The organism is Streptomyces sp. NPDC008163 (assembly GCF_042956885.1).
Taxonomy (GTDB): domain Bacteria; phylum Actinomycetota; class Actinomycetes; order Streptomycetales; family Streptomycetaceae; genus Streptomyces; species Streptomyces drozdowiczii_A.
On the sequence record NZ_JBIBHG010000010.1, the window covers coordinates 214,106 to 239,978 of the forward strand.

The following is a 25,873-nucleotide window of genomic DNA, read 5'->3' on the forward strand; positions in this document are numbered from 1 at the left end:
GATCCACGATGAGCGAACCGGCCAAGCCCGACGTCCAGGTACCGGAGGGCGCCGCGCCCACCGAGTTGACGACCCGGGACCTCGTGGTGGGGGAGGGGCCGGAGGCGCTGCCCGGCAGGGTGGTGCAGATCCACTACGTCGGCGTCGCGTTCGCGTCCGGCCGGGAATTCGACTCCTCCTGGGAGCAGGACCGGCCGTTCAAGTTCGCCGTGGGCGGCGGCAAGGCCATCAAGGGCCTGGAGCGGGGCGTGCGGGGCATGAAGGCGGGCGGCCGGCGCGAGATCATCGTTCCCCCGCGCCTCGGGTACGGCAAGCAGTCGCCGTCCGCCTTCATCCCGCCGCACTCGACCCTCATCTTCGTGGTGGACCTGCTGACGGTGGTGGGCCCGGGCGGCTCGACGGGACCGGCCTGACCTCGGCGCCGCCTACCGGCCGCGCCGCCGCCGACGGGCCCGCTCGAACTCGGCGTGGTCCGACATCCACGGGCCCAGCCCGTCGAGCGCGGCGCAGCCGCCCCGGACGAAGGCGCTCACCAGGCTCCGGTACCCGCTCATCCCGTCGACCAGGCCGTACTCCACCCGGTACTCAGGATCGGCCCCGCCCCGGTCCTCGCGCACGGTCGTGATCCGGGCGACGGAGTCCGCGTAGAAGTGGACCTGGATTCCCTCGCCGCGCTCCTCGTCCTCGATGGTGAAGACCTCGTTGTCCGAGGCGGCACGTTCCTCGACGAACTCCCAGAACGCCACGGCGGCAGTACGGGGACCACCCGGGTGCCACTTCTTCCCGGCGCCCTTGTCGTCGGTGAACGACAGGACCACGCGCCCGTCGGCAGCCTCCTCGTACGCTTCCAGGGGCGTGCTCCTGGCGCGGTCGACCGCCTCCGAGCACATCAGGAAGCCCAGGGTGCGCACCGCGTCATCGGCGAGCTCCGGGTGTGCCCGGCGTACGGCCGACTCGACCGTCGCCGCCATCCGCTCCCGGTCCCGCTTGTCCGTGCCGCGCCTGCCCCGTCTCGGGTCGCGGCCGATTCGCAGGTCGGCGCAGGCGCGTTCCGCGGTGGCGACCACCCGCATGACCTCGGGCAGCAGCGCCGGATCGACGGCGTCGGGAAGCCGCCTCGGGATCGTCGCGCCGTGTACGTACTGGCCCGTGTACCTCAGCACCGCCGCGTCGAGCGGACCGAGTACGGCGCCGCGCTCGGCGCGACGGCGTTCGGCGCGGTACTCCTGGGCCCGTCTCGTGTCGGACGCCTCCGTCGCCGTGCGCATCGCCGCACACACCCGGCCCCGTTCGAGCAGGTCGATGCCGGCCCCGTGGGCGATGAGCAGGCCCTGGTCCCAGGGGATGCGACGGAAGTACGCGTCGACTTCGGCGGGCCCGGCGAGAAGGACCGGGTCCAGGAGCGCGACGGCGGCGGCCTCATCGAGCCGGCCCCGCGTTCCGGCGGCATCGCACAGCGGCAGCACCGCACTCCACAGCAACAGGTGCCTGCCCAGGTCCTCCCGGATCACCGCGAGATGCTCTTCCCCGAGGGGGAACGTGAACGTCCGGGGCTCATGATTGGCATCCGCCCCGGCCCCGAGCATCACTTTCAGCATCCCGTCCTCGCGGACCACGCGCGGAATCCAGCCACTCCCACGCGTGAAGACGACCTCGCTCATGGCCACAGTCTTCCCCACGGTCCCGGCTCAGGAGAGGACGCCCCCGCCGTCCGGGCCGCCGCCCAGCACGAAGGACCGGATGCGAGCGCTGAGCTCCGCCGGCTGGTCCTCGGGGATCAGGGTGTAGCTGTCCTCGATCACCACGAGCCGGCCCTTGGGCAGGAGCTCGGCGAGTCTGCGGCCGTGCTCCGGGGGCATGACCCTGTCCTCGGCCGCCCACACCACGAGGGCGGGCCGGTCGAAGTCGCGCAGTTTCTCGGCCCAGCCCAGCAGCTCGCTCCTGGACGGAACGCCCAGCACGTACTTGCGCAGGTCCCGGCGGATCTCCTTGGAGGTCCACAGCGGGGTGAACCAGGCGTTCATCACCTCGTGCGGGACCGGGCGCTTGCTCATCCAGCCCCAGGTCACGGGCAACCGGCGCATCGGCTTCAGCTTCAGCAGCTTGAACGCGAGGTTGATGCCGCCCGGCAGCTTCGCCGAGGCGAACAGATTGCTGCCCGGCAGGCCCGGCGGGAAGTTGTCGAACGCCTCGCACGACGTGATGACGAGCCGCCCGATCCGCTCGTCCCTGCCCTCGGAGACCAGGGCCTGCGCACCGCCCCAGTCGCTCATCACCAGCGTGACGTCGCGCAGGTCGAGCCGGTCGAGGAATTCGGCGACCAGCCGGGCCACACCCGCGATCGACAGGTCGGCGTCGGCGCGCATCGGCCGCCGGTGGCCCCCCAGCGGCAGTGTCGGCACCACGCAGCGGACATCCGATCGCAGAGGCTCCACGACGTTCCGCCACAGGGAGCCGTCCATCGCGACGCCGTGCAGCAGGACCACCACCGGCCCCTCACCGCCGGTGTCCAGATACTCGACCGTGCCGGCCGAAAGGTCCACCTCAGCCATGTCTCATCGCCTCCCCGTGCCCTTGTTTATCAACTTCTCGCGGAATGCGTCACCGCCCGGGAGGCCGGGCCGCCCGACGCCCGGCGGGTTTCGGCCAGACGGATCGGCCGCGCCGGGAACACCGGGTCCGGTCGGAGCGGTTGCATGACCGGGGGCCGCGTTCGCCGCGCCTCCGTACCGCATGTTTGTTTTCGCTGGAGGATTGTGTGATGACTGACCGGCCGCTGACCCTCATGGCAGTGCACGCCCACCCCGACGACGAGGCCACCGGGACCGGGGGTGTGCTCGCGCGGTATGCGGCGGAAGGAATCCGCACGGTGCTGGTGACCTGTACCGACGGCGGTTGCGGGGACGGGCCGGGAGGGGTGAAGCCGGGCGATCCCGGGCACGACCCGGCGGCCGTCGCCGTGATGCGGCGGCGGGAGCTGGAGGCCAGCTGCGAGGTCCTGAAGATCAGCGATCTGGAGATGCTCGACTACGCCGACTCCGGGATGATGGGCTGGCCGGCCAACGACGCGCCCGGCTCCTTCTGGGGGACGCCCGTGGAGGAGGGGGCCGCCCGGCTCGCCGAGCTGATGCTCCACTACCGGCCCGATGTGGTCGTCACCTATGACGAGAACGGCTTCTACGGACACCCCGACCACATCCAGGCCAACCGCATCACGATGGCCGCCCTGGAGATGACCGGGCTGACGCCCAAGGTCTACTGGACGACGGCACCGCGCTCGATGATGCAGCGCTTCGGGGAGATGATGCGCGAGTTCGGCGAGGACCTGCCGGAGCCCGACCCCGAGGAGACCGCCGCGATGGCGGAGATCGGCCTGCCCGACGACGAGATCACCACCTGGGTCGACACCACCGCGTTCAGCGGCCAGAAGTTCGACTCCCTGGCCGCGCACGCCAGCCAGGGCGAGAACATCTTCTTCCTCAAGATGGGCAAGGAGCGGTTCGGCGAGATGATGGGAGTGGAACCCTTCGTGCGCGTCAGGGACACCACCGACGCCCCCGTCCCCGAGAACGACCTCTTCGCCGGACTGCGCTGACCGCCGGTCCGGCCCGCCGCGTCGTGCCGGCTCACACCCCGCCGGGGTGTGAGCCGGAGGCCGTGCTCAGTGCTCGCAGAGGGAGAACTCCCGCTCGAACAGCTGCTCGTTGTGCTCGTCCACGAAGAACTTGCGCTCCCGCATGAGCTCCTCGCGGTACGCCTTCGCCTCTTCCAGGGTCATGGTCGAGGTCCCGGCCCAGGGCTGCTGCGGCGCCACGTCGGAGGTCGAGACGATCGTCTCCGAAGGGTCCACCAGGAAGAACGCCACGATCTTGCGGTGTCCGGCGCGGCTCGGGTCCGCGAGGCGGAACGGACCGACGCGGTGCTGCAGGAGGTTGGGGAACGCCAGACAGCGTCCGGGCGGGGTCGAGGCGGAGCCGAGGACCTGGTTGAGGGGGCCCTCGTCGTCCATGCCGTACACGTCACTCACGCCGTTGTGGTCGTTCTGCTCGTAGTCCGGGTCGTCGACCGCGGCACGGAAGCCCAGCCGGCTGTCCGTGATGTTCTCGCTGTCCCAGTAGTAGATGCCGGTCGACACGATCCGCTCGTTCAGCATCCCTTCGACGTGCCAGGAACCGCCGGCGTACTCGGGCTTCTCGGGCGTCAGACGGATCGTCGCCAGCTTCGCGACGACCTGGAGCCGGCGACCGCGCAGGACGACCCGGTCCGATGCGCCGACCGGCTCGGGCGCGGTGAATTCGGGGGCGTCCGGGACGACCGGGCGACGGTTCTGGTACCAGTCGTCCTGGGCCAGCTCGTACGCTTCGACCGCCTCCTCGTACGCCGCCTCGTCGCTGAAGTCGTCCTCGTCCGGATGCTCCGGCTCCGAGTCGTACCAGCCGAACGGGTTGGCCTCGATCCTCGGCGGCCGGGGGTGGCGCAGGTCGGTGAGCACGTTCTCCCACAGCGGGAGCATCCGGCCGAACAGCTCCGGCAGGACCGCGGCCAGCTGCCGGTGGTCCTCGGGGTGGACGTTGTTCACGTACGACCGGAAGGCGGCCTCGCCGTCCGCGCTGACGTCCACGTCCGTGGGCAGCCACTGGAACCGGTCCGAGAACTCGTACTTCGCATAAGGGCTCGCCGGGTTCTCCCAGGCCCGCTCCGGACCGCCGCTCACATCCCGCACCAGGCAGAACAGCGAGGGATGCACCAGGTCCAGCACCTGGCCGTCCGACCCGGGGTGCCAGTCCTTCTCCTCCTCGGGGACCTCCTCCAGCACCCGGACCGCCTCGCGCAGCCGGGAGCGCAGCTCCGCGTCGACCAGCGTGTCCGACTGCCAGACCCCGTCGACGGCCGAGACCTCGATGCCCGTCCGGGCGTCCCGCAGCTGCGCGTAGTGCGCGAGCTCGGCGAGCACATAGCGCACCTGCGCCTCGGTGAGGCCCTGCTCGGCGGCCTCCCGCGTCCACTTGGCGGCTATGGCGGTGTCATGCATCTTCTCGAACCATCCCGGCTTCGCCCGAAGGTGCGCGCTGCACGCGATCATCTCCAGCTCACGCAGGGTGCGGGGCCGCACGGACCCATGGGCGCGGGAGGCATGGAACGGCAGCGGAAACGCGGACAGGCCAGTCAACTCTCTTGGTCCTTCCAGGCGGTGAGCGATGGCCCGAAGACTACGGGAGCCCACTGACACCGCCCCGGGCGGCGGTCACGGCCGGCGCAGCGCCAGGAGGGTCGCGTCGTCGGTGCAGTGGGGACCGTCCAGGCGGGCCACGAGCCGCTCGACGTAGTCCTGGAGCCCGGCATGTCCGGGACCCGGCGCGGACTCCCGGAAGCAGCTCTCGGCCGCGTCGAGGAAGCGGAGGGTGTCCTGGTCGGGGTCGGCCGGGCGGCGCTCGGTCAGCCCGTCCGAGTAGATCAGGACGATGTCGCCCGTCTCCAGCTTCGTCTCGGTGGCGTTGTACGAGGTCCCCGGCAGCACGCCCAGGGTGAGCCCGGGCCCTCCGGCGGGCGCCGGCAGCTGAGCGGCGCGGCCGTCACGGAGCAGCACGGGGCGCGGATGCCCGGCGCAGGTCCAGCGGAGCAGGGAGCGCTCGGGGTGGTAGCGGGCGATGATCGCGGTGGCGGTGGACTCCCTGGCGTCCGCGCACGCCACCTCGTTGAGCCACTGCGTCAGCCGCTCCACGGGCTCCGAGGTGTACGCGAGCCCGGCGAGCGCGTAACGGAGCTTGGCCATCAGGGTGACCGCCTCCAGGCCGTGCCCCCGGGCATCGCCCAGCGCGATCAGCAGGCGCCCGTCGGGCAGCCCGCGGGCCTTGTACCAGTCGCCGCCGACCCCGGCCCCGGGCGCGTCCGGGCGGTAGACGGCCGCCGCCTCCAGGCCGTAGCCGTCCAGCTCGTCCTGGAAGTGGGGCAGCACCGCGTCACGCAGGACACCGGCGACCTCCGCGACGGCCTCGGCGCGCTCGTGTTCCAGGCGCGCGTCGAGCTCGGCCCGCCGGGCCGCCTCCCGCCTGCGCCGGTCCGTGGTGACGTCGATGAAGACGGCCCGCAGGGCCCACACCAGGCCACCGGGCACGATGCGCACGGGCTCGCCGACCATGCGGAAGACGCGCTCGCTGCCCCGGAAACGCAGTTCGCACCGGGTGACGCGCTTGCGCAGGAGGACGTCGTACAACGCCTGGTACAGCGTGGGCAGACAGTCCGTCGTGGTGGCGGCGGCCAGGTCGGACAGGCTGGGCACCGGGGCGCTCTCCGCCAGACCGATTACCTTGCGGAACCCGCGGGACGGCTGAATGCCGTCGTCGGCGAGATTCCACTCCGCCCAGCACGTGCGCACCAGTTGCTGGGCCGCGCCGGCCATGCGGAGCCGCCCGCCCGGCTCCCAGGTCAGCAGGAAGTGGTCGCCGCAGGGCGCGATCCTGACCTCCGCGCTGACCCGCACCGGCCCGGTGCGGGTGTTCACCAGCCATTCCACCGTGTCGCTCTGCTGCGGCACACCCTGGCGGTGCGCGTCGGCCAGCATGCGCGGGATCGCCGTGGTGGCCAGCGACGGGACGCGTTCGAACAGGGACACCGGCGCGGTCCACGGGGGCAGCGCCTCGCCGGGGAACCGGGAGGCCGCGTCGTCGCGGGCCGTGGCGTTGCGGGCGAGGAGGACGACGTCGCGGATCTCGCCGTCCGCACCGAACTCCGGGGTCAGCAGCAGGGCCGCCACCGGGAGGGCGTCGAGCACCTCCTGGCCGGAGGGCGGGTCACCCACGAGGGACTTCGGGGCGCGGGCCACGGAGTCGGGTGCGGCGGGCCCGTAGCGCTCGGCGTAGCGGGTGACGCGGCGGCGCTGGGCGTCCAGCAGCGCCCGGATCGCCTGGAGTTCCAGTCGTGCGCGTGCGCTGCCCGCGGGAGGGGGTTCGTCCACGGGCATGTCGGGCCTCTCGGTGCGGGTGTACGGGCGGCGCCGGAACAGCATCGGGGCGAGGGGCCGGGGGCGCCACTCGGTGTACGCCGGGTGGCGGCCGCCCGGCTCGTGTCAGCCCGCGACGGCGAGCGGCCGGCTGTCCACCGAGTCCAGGAAGAGCACCACGGTGTGCAGCGCGCCGCTGGTCGCCGGGCAGATCCCGTACCGGGTCAGCTGCTCGTCCAGCTCGGCGAGGCGCCGGCGCCCCTCGGGCATCCCGGCGCCCCCGGCGGCCAGGACGGCGGCGGCGTCCTCCTGGAGGATCCGCAGCGCCAGCGGCCCCTTGTCGCGTACGACCCGCTCGTCGTCCATGGCCGCCATCAGGGTCAGCAGCGCGTCGAGTTGCGCGGTCTCCTCGGCGAGGCCCCGCGCCCGCGCCTCGCGCACGGCGGAGAGCGCCGCCCCGGTCGCCGTGAGGTCATGGGGATCGGCCCGGTGGCCGTCCCGGAAGCCGTCGGCCGGCCCCATCCGCTCATCGAGGGCGAGGGCCCGCGTGCAGGCGTCCCGGGGGTCGCCCGCGCCCTGCGCCCACGCGGCCGTCAGCAGGCAGAGCGCGCGGGCGGCCAGGTCGAAGCCGTGCGGGGACGCGGTGTGGGGCAGCAGGTCCTGGGCCGCGCGGCAGGCGGCGGCGAGCCTGCCGGTGTCCGCTCCGGCGAGGGCGGCGGCGCGCAACGGGTCGTGGAGCCGCGCCCCCACGTCCACGAGCGAGGAGAACACCGAGTTGGCGGGGGTCTGCGCGGTGCGGCAGTCCGGCAGTCCCGGCTTGGGTGTCAGGAACACCTCGCGGGTGAAGGCCGCGACGGCGAGGTCCGCGAGGCCGTCTGCGTCGATCCGGGGCAGGTGCTGAGAGGACATGCGTATCGCTTCCACTGGGCGGTGCGGCTCGGACGGGCCCGGCGCGGGGCCGGGCTCCCGGGGTGATGCCCGCCGCCGCAGGGACAAACCGGGACCAATGTCCCTACGGCGTGGGCCCTCCTTCCCGCACCCGCACCCGCACCCTCAGCCGGGCGTGGCCTCCCCCGCCGCCTCCAGATAGGCGCGCCAGCCGCCGTACTCCGTGATGTCGGTACCCCGGGCCGCCGAGTCCGGGTCGCACTGGAAGCCGAGGACCCAGCTGCCCCCGGCCAGCTCGACACGGCCCAGGGACAGGGGCGCGGGCAGGGCGGCCAGGAAGCGCCCGAGGGCGGCGGGGGAGAGGGTCCAGCGTTCGCCCGGGACCGCGCCGCCCCCGCCCGGCACCACCCGGACGAGGCCCGGCTTCGGCGGGGTCGTGCCGAGCGCCGTGAGCCGGTAGGACGCGGCGGTGGTCACCTCACCGGCGTACCGGGCACCGGAATCGGTGAGCTGGTGGTTGAGCGGCTGCCCGGTCAGGTGGGCGCCGAACACGGCGAGGTCGATGCCCGTGCCCGGCAGGGGGTCCGCCGCCTGCTCCCCGGTGAGCAGGGCGGCGATGTCGATGGCCGGCTGGTCCTCGAAGGCGCGGGTCACGACGCTTACGCCGAACGGGCTGCCGTCGGCCTCTCCGGCCGGGACCGCGACGGCCGCCATGTCCAGCAGGTTCACGAAGTTGGTGTACGTGCCCATCCGGGAGTTGATCACCACCGGCTCGGCCAGCACCTCGGCGATGTCCGGGTGCTCGGTGGTCGTCGGCAGCAGCAGCGCGTCGTAGCCGGACAGAAGGGTGTAGGCGTGCACCCGGTACCGGTCCAGCCTCTCCTGGTCGGAGGCGAGGGCATGGGCGGGCAGCGCGGCGGCGTCGAGGATGATCCGGGCGACCGTGGGGTCCGCCGCCGACGGCTGCTCCGCGATGAACTCGCCGACGGCCGCGTACCGTTCGGCTACCAGCGCCCCGTCATAGAGCAGCCGGGCCGCCAGCAGCAGCGGTGACACGTCCACCACTTCGGTCTCGGCGCCGGCGGCCTCCAATTGCTTGACGGCCGCCGCGAACGCGGCGCGCCCCCCCGGTGACAGCGGGGCCAGGTCCTCGTCCCGCGGCACCGCGATCCGGGGCCGGGACGGCGCGGCCAGGCGGACGTCGTCGGGCCAGGCCCGGCCACGCGGGTCGCCCCGGTCCGGGCCCGTCATGAAGCCCATGGCCGTCTGGGCCTCGGTGAGGGTGCGGGCGAACACCGTGACCGCGTCGTAGGAGCGGGCGGCGGGGACGACACCGGTGGTGGGCACGAGGCCCAGCGTGGGCTTGATGCCGACGATGCCGTTCAGGGCGGCGGGGACGCGACCGGAGCCCGCCGTGTCGGTGCCCAGCCCGATGTCCGCGATGCCGAGGGCCACGGCGACCGCCGAACCGGAACTGGACCCGCCGGAGATCTTCCCGGGGCGCAGCGCGTTGCGCACCGGACCGTACGGGCTCCGCGTCCCGACCAGGCCGGTCGCGAACTGGTCCAGGTTCGTCTTGCCCAGCACGAGCGCCCCCGCGTCCACCAGGCGCCGCACGGCCGGCGCCGAGGCGTCCGGGACGTAGCCGAAGCCGGGGCAGCCGGCCGTGGTGGGCATGTCGACCACGTCGATGTTGTCCTTCACCGCGACCAGGACGCCCGCCAGGGGCAGCGGCTCTCCGGCGGCCAGCCGGGCGTCGAGGGCGGCGGCCTCGGCCAGGACCTCCTCCTCCGGGCGCAGGGTGATCCACACCTCCGGCCGGTCGGTCTCGGCGATGCGGCGGTAGGCGGCGGTGACGCGTGCGGTGCAGCTCTGGGTCACGCTGCTTCCTCTCGTGCGACGACGGCCAGCGGGGTGCCGGCGTCGATCTGCTGTCCGGGGGTGACGAGGACGTCGGTGACGACGCCGTGTGCGGGGGCGCGCACCACGACCTCCATCTTCATGGCTTCCAGGACCAGAAGCGCCTGTCCCGGCTCGACCCGGGTGCCGGGCCCTGCTTCCACCTTCCACACGGTGGAGCTCAGCGGGGCCTCGACCAGGCCCGAGCCCGGCGGGAGGGCGAGCGGGGCCGTGACGTCGGCGGACGGCTCCGGTTCGGCGCGCGGGGCGAACTCGCCCGCCGCCTCCCAGGCCCGCCGCTCGGTCTCGAAGGCGCCGGACTGGCGGTTTCGGAAGGCGGCGATGTCCGCCGCGTTCTCCCGCAGGAACGCCTCGTGCTCGGCGAGCGAGAAGACCCCCGGGCGGATGTCGAGAGCGGTGCGCCCGGAGGCGAGATCGCCCCGGATGTCCAGGAGTTCGGCCGGATCGACCGGATGCCAGACGATCCGGTCGAAGAAGCGCAGCAGCCAGGGCGTGCCGTCGGCGAAGGAGCGGGGCGGGCGCAGACCGCCCCACACCGGGACCGTCCGGCCGATGAGCTGATAGCCGCCGGGGCTCTCCATCCCGTAGATGCACAGGTACGAGCCGCCGATGCCCACCCCGGCCTCCGCCGTCCAGGTGCGCGCCGGGTTGTACTTGGTGGTCACCAGGCGGTGGCGCGGGTCGAGCGGGGTGGCGGCAGGTGCGCCGAGATACACGTCGCCGAGGCCGAGGACGAGATAGCGCGCGTCGAAGACCGTACGGCGTACGTCCTCGACGCTCGCCAGGCCGTTGATACGGCGGATGAACTCGATGTTGGACGGATTCCAGGGGGCGTCCCCGCGCACCGAGGCGGCGTAGCGGTCGATGGCCTCGTCCACGGTCGGGTCGTCCCAGGACAGCGGAAGGTGCACCTCCCGGCTGGGCACCCGCAGTTCGGCGGTGGCCGGCAGCTGGTCCTCGGCCTCCCGGAGCAGACCGAGCAGGGTGCGCAGGGGCAGCACGTCCGGATCGGTGTGCAGATGCAGCGAGCGTACGCCCGGAGTGGCGTCGACCAGTCCGCGCGGCGCGAGCGCCCGCACGTGCTCGGCGAGGGCGTGGACGCGCATCCGCAGGCCCAGGTCCAGGGTCATCGGGCCGTATTCGACGAGGATGTTGTCGTCGGCGCCCCGCCGGTAGGTGACCTCGGGGACGGTGTCGGTGGCGGGGCGGCGCCCGAGCACGCCGTCGTCACCGTCCGGGCCGCCCGGCGCCGGGAGCGTCAGCAGCGCCGGGGTACGGCGCAGCGCGTCGGCCGTCTGCTCGGTGACCGGGACGAACTGGACGGTGTCGCCGGGCCGGAGCTGCCCGGTCTTCCAGCGCTCGCCGCGCACCACGGTGACCGGGCAGGCGAAACCGCCCAGGCTCGGCCCGTCGGGTCCGAGGATCGCCGGGGTGTCGCCGGTGAGGTTGACCGCGCCCACGGAGTACGCGGTGTCGTGCACGTTGGACGGATGCAGTCCCGCTTCGCCGCCGTCCGGACGGGCCCACTCGGGGCGGGGGCCGACGAGACGCACCCCCGTGCGCGCCGACTGCGCGGAGACCTTCCAGTGCGTCGCGTACACCGTCCCGATGCCGTCCCGGGTGAGGAAGTCCGGGGCGGCGTGCGGCCCTTCGCTGACCGCGATGCGCCAGTGCGCGGCGAAGTGCGGACGCGAGGCGGCCGGGACGGGGGCGGGCACCGGGGCGTCGGTCGCCAGCCGGGCGGGCCGCAGCACGTCACCGGTGCGCAGGGCGCGGCCCGCGTGGCCGCCGAAGGCGCCCAGGGTGAAGGTGGCGGCGCTGCCCAGGTAGGCGGGGACATCGAGGCCGCCGCGCACCAGGACGTAGGTGCGCATCCCGGGGCCCTGCGCGGTGCCGACGTCGAGCAGCTGCCCGGCGGTGAGCTCCACCGGCTCCCACATGGGCGCGGGGCGTCCGTCGACGGTGACCGCGGCGGGGGCGCCGGTGACGCAGACGGTGGCCGGTGCGGAGAAGCGCAGCGCCGGCCCCTCCAGCGTGCACTCCAGACCGGGGGCGCCCTCCGGGTTGCCGACGGCCGTGTTGCCGAGGCGGAAGGAGAGGTCGTCCATCGGGCCGCCCGGCGGGATGCCGACCTCCCAGTAGCCGGTGCGCCCCGGCCAGTCCTGCACCGTGGTCTGCGCGCCGCCGCGCTCCACGTCGATCCGGGGGCGCGGGTCCCGCAGACCGGCCAGGGTCGCCGTGGTGTGCCGGGCGTCGAGCACGACCGGGGCGCGGCAGGCGGCGCGCAGCAGCCCGAGATTGGTCTCCACCCCGTCCACCACCGTCCCGTCCAGGGCCTCGGCCAGCCGGGCGAACGCCTCCGCGCGGGTGTCGCCGGTCGCGACGACCTTGGCGAGCATCGGGTCGTACGCCGTGGAGACGTGCTGCCCGGTCTCCGCCCAGCCGTCCACCCGTACGCCCTCGGGGAATCCGACCCGGGTCAGCAGGCCGGAGCTGGGGCGGTGGTCCCGGCCCGGGTCCTCGGCGTAGACGCGCGCCTCGACCGCGTGGCCCCGGGCGGGCGGTTCCGTCAGGAAGCCGCTCTCGCCGCGCGCCAGCCGCAGCATCCAGGCGACCAGATCGATGCCGTGGATCTCCTCGGTCACCGGATGCTCCACCTGGAGCCGGGTGTTGACCTCCAGGAAGTACGCCTCCGCGCGCACCGGGTCGTACACGAACTCCACGGTCCCGGCCGACCGGTAGTCCACGGAGGCGCACAACTCCCGTGCGGCGGTGTGGAGTACGGAGCGCAGGCGCGGCGGCAGGTCCGGTGCCGGGGCCTCCTCCAGCACCTTCTGGTTGCGCCGCTGGAGCGAGCAGTCGCGGTCGCCGAGCACCACGACGGAGCCGGCCCCGTCCCCGAAGACCTGCACCTCGACATGGCGGGCGCGCTCCACGTAACGCTCCAGGAAGACCCCGCCGTCGGCGAAGCTGCCCCGGGCCAGCCGCGACACCCGGGCGAAGGCGTCCCGCAGCTCCTCGGGTCCGGCACACGCCTGCATGCCGATGCCGCCTCCGCCGCCGGTCGCCTTGAGCATCACCGGGTAGCCGGTCAGCTCCGCCGCGCGCAGGGCCTCCTGCTCGTCGGCGAGGAGCCCGCTGCCGGGCAGCAGCGGCACGCCCGCCGCGAGCGCCGCGGCCCGTGCGGTGTGCTTGGCGCCGAACACCTCCAGCTGGGCGGGCGTGGGGCCGACGAAGGCGAGGCCCGCCTTCTCCACGGAGGCGGCGAACGCCGTGTTCTCGGACAGGAAGCCGTAGCCGGGGTGCACCGCCCCGGCCCCGGTGGCGAGGGCGGCCTCCAGGACCGCGTCGGCCCGCAGATAGCTCTCGGCGGCGGGGGCGGGGCCGAGGCGCACGGCCTCGTCGGCGAGGCGGACGTGCGGGGCGGCGCGGTCGGCGTCGGAGTACACGGCCACCGTACGCAGGCCGAGTGCTTCGGCGCTGCGGATGATCCGGCAGGCGATCTCGCCGCGGTTGGCGATGAGCAGGGTGTCGAACATGACGGCAACTCCTGGGTACGGGGCCGGGGTTCAGGCGAGGGGCGGCTGTGCGGTGAGCACGTGGTCGCCCACGCCGTCGGTGCTCAGGCAGAGCGAGCAGACGATCGCGTCATGGGTGGCGCAGGCGGCGAGGTCGGGGCGTTCGTACGACTGGTGGCAGACGTGGCAGTCGTAGGTCACCGCGCTCGGGTTGCCGTCCGCGTCGAGCATCGGTTCGTCCAGGCCGTCGTCGGTGCGGCGCAGGTAGTAGCGGCCCTTGGTGACGAAGGCGACCAGGGGCGTCAGCGCGAAGGCGATCACGGCCGCGGCGACGGGGGAGTACGGCTGGAGGGTGTCGCCCAGGGCGTGGAAGTACATCGCGATCGACAGGCCGGACGCGGCGGTGAAGGCGATCACGCCGACGGGGTTGACGGCGTACAGCATGCCCCGGCGGAACTCCGGCCGGAGCGGCGAGATGCGCAGCAGGTACTTGTTGACGCCGATGTCGGTGGCGACGGTGACGATCCAGGCGATGGCGCAGTTGGAGTAGAAGCCGAGGATGTCGTTGAGGAAGCTGAACATGTCGGCCTCCATCAGCGCGAGCGCGAAGCCGAGGTTGACCAGGACGAACACCAGCCGGCCCGGGTAGCGCCGGGTGACCCGGGTGAAGGAGTTGGTCCAGGCGAGCGAGCCGGAGTACGCGTTGGTGACGTTGATCTTGATCTGGCTGATGACCACCAGGACCACGGCCAGCGGGACGACCAGCCAGGAGGGCAGCATCGCGTCGAAGGCGCCCCGGAACTGCTGGATCGGCTCGGGCGCGGCGTCGGCTCCGACCTCCGCGATGATGTACACGGCGAGGAACACGCCGATGGCCTGCTTGAGCGCGCCGAGCACCACCCAGCCGGGTCCGGCCATGACCACGGCGGTCCACCAGGTGCGCCTGTTGGCCTCGGTCTTCGGCGGCATGAAGCGCAGGTAGTCGATCTGTTCGCCGATCTGCGCGATGAGCGAGAGGCACACCCCGGCACCGAGGAGCACGGACGCGGTGTCGATGCCGCCCTCGCCGCCGGTTCCGGCGTACGAGAGGAACCGGTCGACCGTGCCGGGGTCGGTGGCGACCAGATAGACCAGCGGGCCGACCATGAGCAGCAGCCAGATGGGCGTCGTCCAGACCTGGAGCTTGCTGAGCGCCGACATTCCGTAGATCACCAGCGGAATGACCATCAGCGTCGAGACGAGGTAGCCGAGCCAGAGTGGCAGCCCGAGGCCCAGTTTCAAACCCTGCGCCATGATCGAGCCTTCGAGGGCGAAGAAGATGAAGGTGAAGCTGGCGAAGATGACGCTGGTGAGGACCGAGCCGTAGTACCCGAAGCCGGAGCCGCGGGTGATCAGGTCCAGGTCGAGGTTGTACCGGGCGCCGTAGTACGCCAGCGGGAAGCCGGTGGCGAAGATGACGACGGCGGCCACCGCGATGGCCAGCAGCGCGTTCCCGGTGCCGTGGGCCAGGCCGATGCCCGCGCCGATCGAGAAGTCGGCCATGTAGGCGATGCCGCCGAGGGCAGTGGTGGCCACGACCGCGGGGGTCCAGCGGCGGTAGCTCCGGGGCGCGAAGCGGAGGGTGTAGTCCTCCAGGGTCTCGCTCGTGGCCCGGCTCTCGGTGGTGGTGGGTGGAGTGGACGTCGCACGTGACTCGGTCGTACTCATGGGCAGCCTCTCGGGGAGCGGTGAGCGGAGGGAAGGCCGTGCTGAGGACGGGCGGTGGCGGACGTCGTCGGCCGCCGGGGTCTCAGATGCGGTCGGCGTGCAGGGCCATCTGCGTCATGGCGCGCCGGGCCCGTTCGAGCACGACGGCCATGGAGTCGCCGACATGGGCGTGCAGGGCGCGGTGGCCGTCGGCGAGGCGTCCGTCACGGACGGCCTCCATGATCGCGATGTGCTCCGTGATGGTCGTGCCGACCCGGTCCGGGGTGAGGAAGTCGTACATCCGGACCCGGCGGATGCGCTCGCCCACGGCCACGAGGGCGTCCGTCAGGGCCGGGTTCCCGGAGGATCGGGAGAGCTCGGCGTGGAAGCGCTCGTCCTGGACGACGAAGCGGGGATCGGGGTCCGGGGGCCGCTCCCGCATCGCGTACCAGCGGTCCAGCTCGGCCTCTAGGACGGCCGGATCATGCCGGACGGACGGGTCGTCGATCGCCCGGGCTATGCCGCGCAGCTCCAGGGTGACCCGGAGTTCGTAGAGGTCGCGCAGCTGGGCCAGATTGGGGATCGTGACGAAGAAGCCACCGTCCCCGCGCTCGATCAGGTCGTCCGCGAGCAGCCGTGCCAGGGCCTCGCGCACCGGGGTCCGAGAGACGCGGAAGCGTGCGGCGAGCCGTGTCTCGGCCAGCCGCTCGCGCGGCCCGAACTCGCCGTCCAGTACGGCCGCGCGCAACTGCCCGTACACCGTCTCGCGGAGCGAGGGCGCGGGCTCCGCGTCCGCGTCCCGCGCTGTGTCCGGGGGTGTATACAGCGTCGTATCCATGGGCGGAGACGCTAGGAACCGGTTGTTTCACCGGAGCCCTGGCGGGGTGAACGCCTGGTTACCGGCAGCTCACGCCGACCCGGGGCATGGCAAAGCGCCCCGCACACCGGCGCGGGGCGCTTCACCAGGGGGCGAGGGGGAAGGTCAGCCCGTCGCGCAGGACACCGTCGGCCAGGTCCGGTTGCCGTTGGACTGGATGGTGACGCCGAAGTTGTTGCCGCTGCCGTTGGGTCTGGCGGTCAGCACCTGGGCGCTGGGGTAACTGGCGCTGATGTTCCAGGTGGAGAGGACCTTCTCCGGGGACGGGAGGTTCATCGTCACGGTCCAGTCGCCGGAGCCGGAGACCGCGACGTTGAGGTTGTAGCGGTCGCCCCAGCTCTGGCCCGCGGACAGGGTCGCCGTGCAGCCGCCGGTGTTCCCGCCGCCTCCGCCGCTGCTGCCGTCGGGGGCGACCGCCCGCCCGGTCTGCGGCGAGATCATGCCGGAGCACAGGCCCCGGGAGGCGAGCGACTGGGCGATGCGCGGAATGGCGGCCAGGGTGTTGGCGGGCCATTCGTGCATCAGGATGACCTGGCCGTTGGAGAGGCGCGACACGGCCTGGACGATCGCGTCGGTGCTCGCCCCGTTCCAGTCCTGCGAGTCGACGTCCCAGATCACCTCCGTGAGTCCGTACGTGGCTTCGACGGCCTTGAGCGTGGCGTTGGTCTCCCCGTACGGCGGCCGGAACAGCTTCGGGGTCCCGCCGCCCGCCGCCGCGACGGCCTGCTGGGTCCGGGAGAGCTCCGAGTCGATCTGGGCCCGGCTCTGCTGGGTGAGGTGGGGGTGGGTGTAGCTGTGGTTGCCGACCCACATGCCCGCGTCGACCTGGGCCTTCACCTGCGCCGGATACGAGGCGGCGAACTGGCCCTCGTTGAACATGGTCGCCCGCAGGCCGTTCTGCTTGAGGGCGTTGAGCAGGGCGGGGGTGTGGTCGTTGGACGGGCCGTCGTCGAAGGTCAGGCCCACGTAACCGTTGCAGGCGGCGGCCTGGGCCGGGGTGGCCGCCGTGGCGGTCAGACCCAGGGAACTCGCCGCGGCGAGCACGAGCCCCGCCGCCAGGGCGGCCGGGCGGCGTTGGAAGCGCAGACGCATGAACTGTCCTCCAGGTGAGGGGAGTTCCGGCCGCACGGGCGGCACGGCCGGGCCTGAGCACGGAGTTTTTGGGCCGCTCCGGTGGCTGTCAAGAGTTTCGGCACGTATTTCGAAAGCGTCGATCGCGTGCTGGGGCGGGTCCGGACCACGATCCCGCATGTCATCGGGGGTGCGGTACGGTCCGCCCTGCCGAACCGAGGGTGGGTGAGGCCGCTGGTGTGTCGCCGCGGGGGATCGCGTGGCGAAACTTTCGGGTCTCTCGGAAGTCCCGGCCCGCCAGGCGTATTGACAGTGTGCCGTCAACTCGCTGTCATACATGGGAGCGCTCCCGCACACTTCCCCACGCCCGAGGAGGCGCACATGACCGTCCACCCCCGCCGCTTACTGAGCAGACCCTGGACCGCGGCCGGTTCCGCCGTCGCGCTGGCCCTGTCGCTCTTCGTGGCCATGCCCGCCGGCGGACCGGCCGCGGCGGCGGAGTCCGCGTCCGGGTGCCAGGTCGACTACACCGCCAACGAGTGGACCGGCGGCTACACCGCCGAGGTGAGCGTCACCAACGAGGGCCCGGCGCTCAGCGACTGGCGGCTGACCTGGACGTACGAGGGCGACCAGCACGTCACCTCCGGCTGGAACGCCACCGTCACGCAGACCGGCCACGTCGTGACCGCCGTCGCCACGGCCTGGAACGGGGCGGTGGCCGAGGGTGGCACCGTCTCCTTCGGTGTGCAGGGGACCTCGCAGTCGGGCGGCCCCGCGCCCGGTGACTTCGCGCTCAACGGTGTCTCCTGCGGCGGCGAGGACACCACGCCTCCGACCACGCCGCCCACCACACCGCCGCCCACCACACCGCCCTCCGCCGAGTGCGGTGACGCGGTGGTCTGCGACGACTTCGAGGACCAGGCCGGCCCGGCCCCCGCCGGGAACTGGCGGTTCACCGCGCCCGACTGCCAGGGCACCGGAACCGCCGCCGTGGACACGCGGACCGCGCACAGCGGCACCCGGTCGCTGCGGCTGGACGGGAAGGCCGGATACTGCAACCACGCCTTCGTGGCCTCCACCGCCGACCTCTCGGCGGTCGGCCCCGTGCTGTACGTACGCATGTGGGTGCGGCACACCACGGCGCTTCCGGCGGCGCACGTCGCCTTCGTTTCGATGCCCGACAGCTCCCAGGGCGGCAAGGCCCTGCGGATCGGCGGGCAGAACGGGGCGCTCCAGTGGAACCGGGAGAGCGACGACGCGACGCTCCCGGCGCAGAGCCCGACCGGGGTGGGGCTGAGCAGGCCCCTTCCCACGGGCAGCTGGCAGTGTTTGCGGTTCGCGGTCGACACCTCGGCCCCGGGGCTCGACACCTGGCTGGGCGACGAGCAGGTGCCCGGTCTGCACGCCGACGGCGTCCCCACGCGTGACGTGGACGACCAGTGGCTCTCGCGGACCGCCCCGCCCCGGCCCACCGCCCTGCGGCTGGGCTGGGAGAGCTACGGGGTGGGCGACGACACCCTGTGGTTCGACGACGTGGCCGTCGGCTCCGCGCCGATCGGCTGCTGATGGGCGGGCGCGTACCGGCCGCTGTGGCCGGTACGCCGTTCACCCCAGGTGGTCGCCCAGTGAGCCGATCGCGGCGGCCGCCTCCAGGACGTGCGGAACGGCCCGGTCGGCGAGGTCGGGGTCGGAGGTGACCACGTTGATCGCGGCCCGGACCGGCCAGCCCGGCAGGGGGGCCGCGATGCCGTGGGCACCGATGTTGACCTCGCTGTGGGTGATGACGTAACCGGTCTCGCGGATGGCCTGTACGCGGGGCGGTTCGGTGGTGCGCGGGGGGCCGGAGGCCAGGGCGGCCAGGCCGCCGGAGCCGTGGTCCAGGGGGTCGCGGCTGCCCTTGCGGTACCAGAACAGGGGACCGTCCGTCGGCGGTTCGGCCACCACCGTGGTGACGGCGGCGGTGCCGACGGCCTCGACCAGGCTCGCGGTGGCGTCCAGCCGGCGGGCGAGGCGGTGCAGGACGGGCTCCGCGACGGTCCGCAGGCTGGGGCCGCTGCCGCCGAGGAGCCCGGTCACGGCCGGGCCCACGGTGTAGCGGCCGCCGTCGTCGCGCGCGGCGAACCCCGTCCGGTGGAGCGAGACGAGCAGACGGTGCGCGATGGAGCGGTGGAACCCCGTCGCGGCCGACAGCTGACTGGTCGTCAGACCCTCCGGGTGGCGGCCCAGTTCGACCAGGAGGGCGAGCCCGCGCTCCAGGGTCTGCGAGCCGCCGCTCTCGGAGTCGTTCGGCGGTGTCATTCCACCTCTTCGGGGAGCGGCCGGATGGTGGGGAGGATCCTGCCACGGACCTCGCCCAGGCCGATCCGCCCCCGTGCGCCCGGAGCCGAGTAGCGCAGGACGACCTCGTCGCCGTCCTCCAGGAAGGTGCGCTCCTCGCCGCCCGCCGTCCAGGTCTCCTTGCCGCCCCACGACAGTTCGAGGAACGAGCCGCGCTGGTGCTTCCCGGGGCCCGAGATGGTGCCCGAGGCGTAGAAGTCGCCGACCCGCAGCGAGGCCCCGTTGACCGTCAGGTGGGCCAGCATCTGCGCGGGCGACCAGTACATGGAGGCGTACGGCGGGCGCGCCACCACCGTGCCGTTGACCTCGACCTCCACCTCGATGTCGTAGCCCGACGGGCCCTCCTCGCGCAGGTACGGCAGTACGGCGGGTTCCTGGCCCGGCAGTTCGGTCCGGGCGTGCTCCAGCGCGGCGAGCGGGGTGACCCAGGCGCCGATGCTGGTGGCGAAGGACTTGCCTAGGTTGGGGCCGAGCGGGACGTACTCCCACGCCTGGATGTCGCGCGAGGACCAGTCGTTGACGCCGGTGACGCCGAACACGGTCTCGGTGAACTCGGAGGTCGCGACGCGCTGCCCGAGCGGGACGGTGCGGCCGACGACGAAGCCGAGTTCGGCTTCGATGTCCAGGCGCAGCGACGGGCCGAAGGCGGGCGCCGGGTCGGTGGGCGCCTTGCGCTGCCCGGCGGGACGGTGCACGGGGGTGCCCGAGACGACGATGGACCCCGCGCGGCCGTGGTAAGCGACCGGCAGATGCCGCCAGTTGGGCATCAGAGCGTCCCCGTCCGGCCGGAAGATCCGCCCGACGTTGGTGGCGTGGTCCACGGACGCGTAGTAGTCGACGTAGTCCCCGACCTCGAACGGCAGATGCAACGTCACGTCGGCCAGCCGTACGAGGCGGACCCGGCTGCGGTGCGCGGTGTCGGTGAGCAATTCGGTGGCCCAGGAACGGACGTCGGCCCACACCGTCGCGCCCGCGGCCATCAGCGGGTTGAGCGCGGGCGCGTCGAGCAGCGGCGCCCAGTCGGGGCGCAGGGCGGTGGCGGCGGCGCCCAGGTCCAGGACGTGGTCGCCGATGCGGACGCCGACGCGGGGGGCGGTGTCCTCGGTGGAGAAGACGGCGTACGGGAGGTTGTCGACGTCGTACGCGCTGCCGGCCGCGCCCTCGGCCCAGGTGACGGGGTGGGTGGTCATGCGTGGGGCCCTTCGGTGACGGGTGGTCAGGTGGTGGCGGGGCCGAGCAGCCCCAGGGCGGTCAGGTCCTCCAGCGGTTCGAGCACGCTGCACGACCCGTACGAGACGAACGCCTCCCGCGCGGCGGCGGCCTCGGCGGCCGGGAGCGCGGTCACGGCACGGGCCAGCGCCTCCGGGTCGCGCTCGGCGAGGGCCGCGCGGACATCGGAGAGGGGCGCCCCGGCGCGGGCCCGGGCCGTCGCCAGAAGCACGTTGAGGTAGCCGTGGTGCTCGAAGCCGGTGGCGGCGGCGGTGTGCCGGACCGCGTGGTGCAGCCCGGCCGTGCACTTGAAGGCGGACCCGGCGGCGACGGCCCCGTGGATCCAGGCCGCCAGCTCGCCCTCGTCCGGGAACGCCGCCGCCTCGGTCCCGCCGGTGCGGAACTTCAGCCGGAAGCCGTGGCGTACCGCCGCTGCGAGCGCCCGCTCCCACTCCGGCGTACCGGGGCGCGGCACCTCCACGTACACCGTGCCGGGGAGGCCGAGCGCGGCCAGCTCCTCGATCTGGGCGCCGGGCGGCCGTGCGGGGTCCGGTTTGAACTCCACGGCCCCTGGCACGAGCCGGTCGGTCCCCGCGAAGGCGGCGAGGACCGCCGGGAGCGCGTCAGGCCCGGCCACCACGCTCACCCGCAGGCCGCCGGGGAACAGTCCGGGCCCGGCCAGTCCGGCCAGTTCGCCGAGCCGGTCCGCGCCGATCACGAAGGGGCCGACGAGTTCGGCGTGGCCGGAGGCGAGATGTCCGGCGTGCTCGGTCACGGCACGCGGCAGCGGAGCCAGGCCGGGCGGGAAGACCGCGGCGTCGTCCACGAGATGACGGAAGGCGAGTGGGAAGGACACGCGCGCCACCCTAGCCGAGACCCCGTAATGCGGACAGTGGATGTTCTGATATCGGTCGCACGACGCGGGAAGACGCGGTGGGATCTTCAAAAATGCGCAATGGTCTAGGCCAACTCATTGACGTGAATGCGTCATCCTCCGATTCTGGCGGCACCTTCTCCCGACAGGAGCCTCCATGAGACGTCTTCGCGCTCTGCTCTCCGGCGTGGCCACCGCCGCCCTGGCCACCGCAGGACTCGCGGCCTTCGCCGCGCAGCAGGCATCGGGTGCGTCCGCCGACGCCACCGCGCTCTCCAACCGGTGGTACGCCGCCGCGCCCTATCTGATGCCGCACGACAACAACCCGCCGGACGCGGGCGCCATCATGGACGCCACCGGCCTCAAGGCGTTCCAGCTCGCCTTCATCCTGGCCCCCAACGGCGGCGGTTGCAGCCCCACGTGGGACGGCACGTCGCCGGTCTCGTCGGACACCGCGGTCGCCTCCGTCATCAGCGCGATCCGCGCCAAGGGCGGCGACGTGTCGGTGTCCATCGGCGGCTACGGGGGGACGAAGCTCGGCCAGACCTGCTCCGACGCGGCCGCCACCGCCGCCGCGTACCAGCAGGTCATCACCAAGTACCAGCTGAAGGCCATCGACTTCGACCTGGAGGAGCCGGAGTACGAGAACACGGCGGCCATCGCCCGCGAGATCGGCGCCGCCAAGATCCTCCAGCAGAACAACCCGGGCCTCTACGTCTCCGTCACCACCGCGGCGACCGCCGACGGCACCGGCTGGTTCGGCAAGCAGATGCTCAACGAGGCCAAGGCGCAGGGCTTCACGCCCAACAACTTCTCCATCATGCCGTTCGACGGCGGCTTCAACGGTGCCGCCGCCCAGACCGGCGCCCTGACGAACTTCAACGCCATCCTGCGCACCACCTTCGGCTGGGACGAGGCCACCGCGTACGCCCACGAGGGCTTCTCCGGCATGAACGGCCGCAGCGACACCGGCGAGTACTTCACCCAGGCCGACTTCCAGACCGTCCTGGACTTCGCCACCAGCCACCACATGGACCGCTTCACCTTCTGGTCCCTCAACCGCGACCGCCAGTGCAGCCCGCCGGACAACAACGGCAAGACGTCCGGCACGTGCAGCAGCGTGGCGCAGGCGGCCTGGGACTTCGCCAAGTACTCGGTGAAGTTCGCGGGCGTCACCCCGCCCACCACCACCCCGCCGACCACGCCGCCCCCGACCGGCAGCTGCGCCGCCGCCGCGTGGAGCGGCAGCGCTGTCTACACCGGCGGCAACACCGTCTCGTACGGGGGCCACACCTGGAAGGCCAAGTGGTGGACCCAGAACGAGACGCCCGGCTCCACCGGTGAATGGGGCGTCTGGCAGGACCTCGGCCCCTGCTGACCCGCTGACCCGACGGGCCGCCCCGGTTCCGGCCGGGGCGGCCCGTACCACGTACGTGCCCGCACGTGTCACCCGCTTTGCTCTGCCCCACCACCCTGCGGCTAGTTTGTGTGCAGCACAGACGGGCGGTCCGTGACGGCAGAGGTGCACGGGGACGAGAGGTCGGGAAGAGTGTCGCTGCGCGCAGGCGATCCAGCCGAGATCGGCGGTTACCCGCTGGAGGCGCGTCTCGGTTCAGGTGGCATGGGCACGGTCTTCCTGGCCCGTACGAGCTCCGGCCGGCCCGTCGCGATCAAGCTGATCCACCAGCAGTTCGCCGGCGACAGCGAATTCCGCATCCGCTTCCGCCAGGAGGTCGCGGCCGCCCGCCGGGTCAGCGGGGCCTTCACCGCCGCCGTGGTGGACGCCGCGCCCGAGGCCGAACAGCCCTGGATGGCGACCACCTACATCGAGGGCCCCACCCTCGCCGAGCGCATCGCCGCCGAGGGCCCGCTGAACGGCGCCGGACTGCGCAGCCTGGCCATCGGGCTCGCCGAGGCGCTCCGCGACATCCACCGCGTCGGGGTCGTCCACCGCGACCTGAAGCCGTCGAACGTCGTGCTGTCGCCCGAAGGGCCGCGCGTCATCGACTTCGGCATCTCGCGCGCCGCCGACCAGCAGACCCTGACGATGACCGGACGCGTCATCGGCACCCCGCCCTTCATGTCGCCGGAACAGCTCCAGGCACCGCGCGGCGTCGGACCGCGCTCCGACGTCTTCTCGCTGGCGACCCTCCTGGTGTACGCGGCCACGGGCCATGGCCCGTTCGACGCGGACAGCCCCTATCTCACCGCCTACCAGGTGGTGCACGAGGAACCCTCGCTGGACACCGTGCCGGCGCCGCTGCGCACGGTCGTCGAACCGTGCCTGGGCAAGGAGCCCGGGGGCCGGCCCTCCGCCGACGAGCTCCTGGAGCTGCTGCGGGACCTGCCCGCCGACCTCGGCGGCGCGGTGGCCGCCGGGCGCGCCCCCGGCCGCACCCGGGACGTGGCCACCCAGCACCACCTGGCCACGCGTGACACCGCGGCGCCGGGCGCCCCCGCTCCGCAGGCGGCCGGCTCCCCCGGCGGACGCGGGCTGCGCGGCCGCTGGCGGCCCGTGCTCGCGGCTGCGGTCGCCGTGGCCGCGATCGGCGGGGGAGTGGCCGCCCTCCAGGCGGGCGGCTTCGGCGAGGAGCCGGACGAGGGCAAGAGCCGCACGGTCGCCGCGCCCGCCGGCACCCTGCCCGACGGCTTCACGCCCTGGCGCGTGACCGTGCCGGGCGGCCAGGCGGACATCCCGGACGAGCTGCGGTGCGTCGCCCACGACGACGCCGTGTTCTGCGGAGGCGGCGGGGTCGTCGCCACCCGGATCGACGTCCGGGACGGCTCGCGCGCCTGGACGGTGAAGAGCCCGGGCGTCCCCGTCCAGGGCATGCACCTGGCCGGCGCCACCGACGACACCGTGATCGGTTACCGGTTCTCCGCCCAGGACGACCCCGAGGCGCGCGGCGACGAGGTGGTGGCCGTCGACGCCGACAGCGGCAAGGAGCTGTGGTCCACGGTCTCCGGCGCCCAGTCGACCGCCGTCACGGGCCGGACCCGGGACGCCGTGGTGTCCGGCAGCGACGTGATCACGGTCGACGCCTCCGACACCGCGTTCGAGATCCGGGACGCGCACAGCGGCGACCTCGCCCGGACGGCACCCTTCCCCGCCGGCTCCCGCTGCGCCCCCGTCCCGGTCGGCACCAGGCTGCTCGCCATGTGCGCGACCGACGCCGAGCTCGACGCCTCGGAGGTGCGCCACCCGGCCCTCTACCCCCTCGACCCGTCCTCCGGCACCTGGGGCGAGGCCATTCCCGTCGACGGCCCCGCCGTCCCGGTGGGCGTCACCGGAGGCCGGCTCGTCCTGCTCCGGGAACACCGGGACGGACCGGCACTCGCCGGCTACGACGCGGTGGTCCGGGTCGACCCGGCCTCCGGAAAGGTCACGAAGGCGCCGCTGCCCGCCCCTTACGAGGGCACGCCCGGCATGGCGGACGGCACCGTGTACCTGAGCGGGCAGACCGGCCGCGTCACCGCGTTCGACCCCGCCACCGGCCGTAAGAAGTGGTCCCGGCAGACCAGCGTGGAGGGTGCGTCGGGCCCCGTGGCCGGGGACGGCGCCCTGTTCTTCAGCTCCGCCTCCGGCCGCGTGGTCGCCCTCTCCCCGTCCGACGGCACGGTGCTGTGGGCGACCGACCCGAGGGCCGACGGCCTGACCGGCCAGGAAGGCGCGAGCCCCCGCGTGACCGTCGCCGGACGCGCGCTGGTCGTGGCGGCCGCCCGGAACACCGTCTTCGCCTTCGACGCCCACGACCCGCCGAAGTCGGGCTGACCCGGGCCCCGTCTACAGTGTCCGGCATGAACCGCTGGACCGAACTCACCGGAGACACCTCGGGCGAGGACTACGCCGCCCGCTTCGCGGCCCTCGCCCGCAGCGGCAAGGACATGCACGGCGAGGCACGGTTCTGCGCCGCCCTGGTCCCCGCCGGGGCGCGGGTGCTGGACGCCGGCTGCGGCACCGGCCGGGTCGCGATCCGGCTCGCGGAGCTCGGGTACGACTGCACCGGGGTGGACGTCGACGCCTCGATGCTGGCCGTCGCGCGCAAGCAGGCGCCCGGGCTCCCCTGGTACCGCACCGACCTGGCCGAGCTCTCCGTCGAACCGGAGTACGACCTCGTCGTCGCCGCGGGCAACGTGATGGCGCTGCTCGCCCCCGGAACCGAGGCCGCCGTCGTCGCCCGCCTCGCCGGAGCGCTGCGCCCGGGCGGTCTGCTGGTCGCCGGTTTCGGCCTGGACGCGGCCCACCTCCCCGTACCGCCCGGCCTCACCCTCACCGAGTACGACGCCCACTGCGCCGCCGCCGGTCTCACCCCCGTCGACCGCTTCGCCACCTGGGACGCCGCCCCGTACGACGACGGCGGCTACGCGGTGAGCGTGCACCGGCGGGGGGACGGCTAGGGCCCGTCCGGCGTCGCGCACAGGGCCGTCGGGACGGCGGGGCCCGGCGCGGTGGGCCGGTCAGGGGGCGGGTGGCCGCCATCTGACCGTACGAGCATGCAATCTCCCTGGTCCGAACCATTGTTCCCCGGGGGCAATATGCGGCGACCGTTGAT

19 protein-coding genes are annotated in these 25,873 nt (G+C 73.3%); 6 read left to right on the top strand and 13 right to left on the bottom strand.

Annotation, left to right across the window (positions count from 1 at the left end):
* Positions 1 to 8 precede the first annotated feature (8 nt).
* Positions 9 to 413 carry an FKBP-type peptidyl-prolyl cis-trans isomerase gene (locus ACFZAT_RS22945; RefSeq protein ID WP_391266622.1) on the top strand — a complete coding sequence of 135 codons (405 nt, stop codon included), beginning with the start codon at positions 9 to 11 and terminating at the stop codon, positions 411 to 413.
* A gap of 12 nt (positions 414 to 425) precedes the next feature.
* Here the strand turns inward: ACFZAT_RS22945 and ACFZAT_RS22950 are convergent, their stop codons facing one another.
* Positions 426 to 1,661, bottom strand: coding sequence for a DUF6357 family protein (locus ACFZAT_RS22950; RefSeq protein WP_391266382.1), 1,236 nt, complete (start codon positions 1,659 to 1,661; stop codon positions 426 to 428).
* A gap of 27 nt (positions 1,662 to 1,688) precedes the next feature.
* Positions 1,689 to 2,552, bottom strand: coding sequence for an alpha/beta fold hydrolase (locus ACFZAT_RS22955; RefSeq protein ID WP_391266383.1), 864 nt, complete (start codon positions 2,550 to 2,552; stop codon positions 1,689 to 1,691).
* Positions 2,553 to 2,761: 209 nt separating this feature from the next.
* On the opposite strand from ACFZAT_RS22955, the gene ACFZAT_RS22960 reads away from it, so the two are divergent.
* Positions 2,762 to 3,595, top strand: coding sequence for a PIG-L family deacetylase (locus ACFZAT_RS22960; RefSeq protein WP_391266385.1), 834 nt, complete (start codon positions 2,762 to 2,764; stop codon positions 3,593 to 3,595).
* Between the two features lie 66 nt (positions 3,596 to 3,661).
* Here ACFZAT_RS22960 and ACFZAT_RS22965 read toward each other — a convergent pair whose 3' ends face one another.
* The 8 genes from ACFZAT_RS22965 to ACFZAT_RS23000 all read right to left on the bottom strand — a co-directional run bounded on the left by ACFZAT_RS22965 (position 3,662) and on the right by ACFZAT_RS23000 (position 16,921).
* Positions 3,662 to 5,170, bottom strand: coding sequence for a DUF4246 family protein (locus ACFZAT_RS22965; RefSeq protein ID WP_391266387.1), 1,509 nt, complete (start codon positions 5,168 to 5,170; stop codon positions 3,662 to 3,664).
* Between the two features lie 75 nt (positions 5,171 to 5,245).
* Positions 5,246 to 7,006, bottom strand: a complete 1,761-nt coding sequence (locus ACFZAT_RS22970; protein WP_391266388.1) for a SpoIIE family protein phosphatase — start codon at positions 7,004 to 7,006, stop codon at positions 5,246 to 5,248.
* A gap of 60 nt (positions 7,007 to 7,066) precedes the next feature.
* Positions 7,067 to 7,849, bottom strand: a complete 783-nt coding sequence (locus ACFZAT_RS22975; RefSeq protein ID WP_391266390.1) for a triphosphoribosyl-dephospho-CoA synthase — start codon at positions 7,847 to 7,849, stop codon at positions 7,067 to 7,069.
* 144 nt (positions 7,850 to 7,993) lie between these two features.
* Positions 7,994 to 9,709, bottom strand: a complete 1,716-nt coding sequence (gene atzF, locus ACFZAT_RS22980; RefSeq protein ID WP_391266391.1) for an allophanate hydrolase — start codon at positions 9,707 to 9,709, stop codon at positions 7,994 to 7,996.
* Entirely contained in the window at positions 9,706 to 13,287 is a 3,582-nt protein-coding gene (gene uca, locus ACFZAT_RS22985; protein WP_391266393.1) for an urea carboxylase, read from the bottom strand. Before uca ends, atzF begins: the two co-directional genes overlap by 4 nt.
* Before the next feature lie 30 nt (positions 13,288 to 13,317).
* Complete coding sequence (locus tag ACFZAT_RS22990) at positions 13,318 to 14,973, bottom strand: purine-cytosine permease family protein (protein ID WP_391266394.1); 1,656 nt, start codon at positions 14,971 to 14,973, stop codon at positions 13,318 to 13,320.
* A gap of 82 nt (positions 14,974 to 15,055) precedes the next feature.
* Complete coding sequence (locus ACFZAT_RS22995; RefSeq protein ID WP_391266395.1) at positions 15,056 to 15,790, bottom strand: FCD domain-containing protein; 735 nt, start codon at positions 15,788 to 15,790, stop codon at positions 15,056 to 15,058.
* A 144-nt stretch (positions 15,791 to 15,934) separates the two neighbouring features.
* The gene (locus ACFZAT_RS23000) at positions 15,935 to 16,921 is read right to left on the bottom strand and encodes a polysaccharide deacetylase family protein (RefSeq protein ID WP_391266396.1); all 987 of its coding nucleotides are present in this window, start codon (positions 16,919 to 16,921) and stop codon (positions 15,935 to 15,937) included.
* Positions 16,922 to 17,281: 360 nt separating this feature from the next.
* Here ACFZAT_RS23000 and ACFZAT_RS23005 point away from each other — a divergent pair, with 360 nt between their 5' ends.
* Positions 17,282 to 18,466 (top strand): cellulose binding domain-containing protein, encoded by a 1,185-nt coding sequence (locus ACFZAT_RS23005; protein ID WP_391266397.1) that lies wholly within the window; start codon positions 17,282 to 17,284, stop codon positions 18,464 to 18,466.
* 39 nt (positions 18,467 to 18,505) lie between these two features.
* Here the strand turns inward: ACFZAT_RS23005 and ACFZAT_RS23010 are convergent, their stop codons facing one another.
* Genes ACFZAT_RS23010 through ACFZAT_RS23020 form a run of 3 tightly spaced genes read right to left on the bottom strand, consistent with a single transcriptional unit; the run spans position 18,506 to position 21,302 of the window.
* Positions 18,506 to 19,198, bottom strand: coding sequence for a helix-turn-helix domain-containing protein (locus ACFZAT_RS23010; protein WP_391266398.1), 693 nt, complete (start codon positions 19,196 to 19,198; stop codon positions 18,506 to 18,508).
* Positions 19,195 to 20,427, bottom strand: coding sequence for a fumarylacetoacetase (gene fahA / locus ACFZAT_RS23015; RefSeq protein WP_391266400.1), 1,233 nt, complete (start codon positions 20,425 to 20,427; stop codon positions 19,195 to 19,197). The genes ACFZAT_RS23010 and fahA overlap by 4 nt, the downstream gene beginning before the upstream one ends.
* 26 nt (positions 20,428 to 20,453) lie before the next feature.
* On the bottom strand, positions 20,454 to 21,302 hold the full coding sequence (locus ACFZAT_RS23020; RefSeq protein WP_391266402.1) for a hypothetical protein: 849 nt from the start codon (positions 21,300 to 21,302) through the stop codon (positions 20,454 to 20,456).
* Between the two features lie 175 nt (positions 21,303 to 21,477).
* Here ACFZAT_RS23020 and ACFZAT_RS23025 point away from each other — a divergent pair, with 175 nt between their 5' ends.
* The 3 genes from ACFZAT_RS23025 (at position 21,478) to ACFZAT_RS23035 (ending at position 25,718) form a co-directional block, all read left to right on the top strand.
* Complete coding sequence (locus ACFZAT_RS23025) at positions 21,478 to 22,698, top strand: carbohydrate-binding protein (protein WP_391266403.1); 1,221 nt, start codon at positions 21,478 to 21,480, stop codon at positions 22,696 to 22,698.
* Positions 22,699 to 22,869: 171 nt separating this feature from the next.
* Positions 22,870 to 25,092: a PQQ-binding-like beta-propeller repeat protein gene (locus tag ACFZAT_RS23030; protein ID WP_391266404.1), complete on the top strand. Its 2,223-nt coding sequence runs from the start codon at positions 22,870 to 22,872 to the stop codon at positions 25,090 to 25,092.
* Positions 25,093 to 25,118: 26 nt separating this feature from the next.
* The gene (locus ACFZAT_RS23035) at positions 25,119 to 25,718 is read left to right on the top strand and encodes a methyltransferase domain-containing protein (RefSeq protein ID WP_391266405.1); all 600 of its coding nucleotides are present in this window, start codon (positions 25,119 to 25,121) and stop codon (positions 25,716 to 25,718) included.
* Positions 25,719 to 25,873 lie beyond the last annotated feature (155 nt).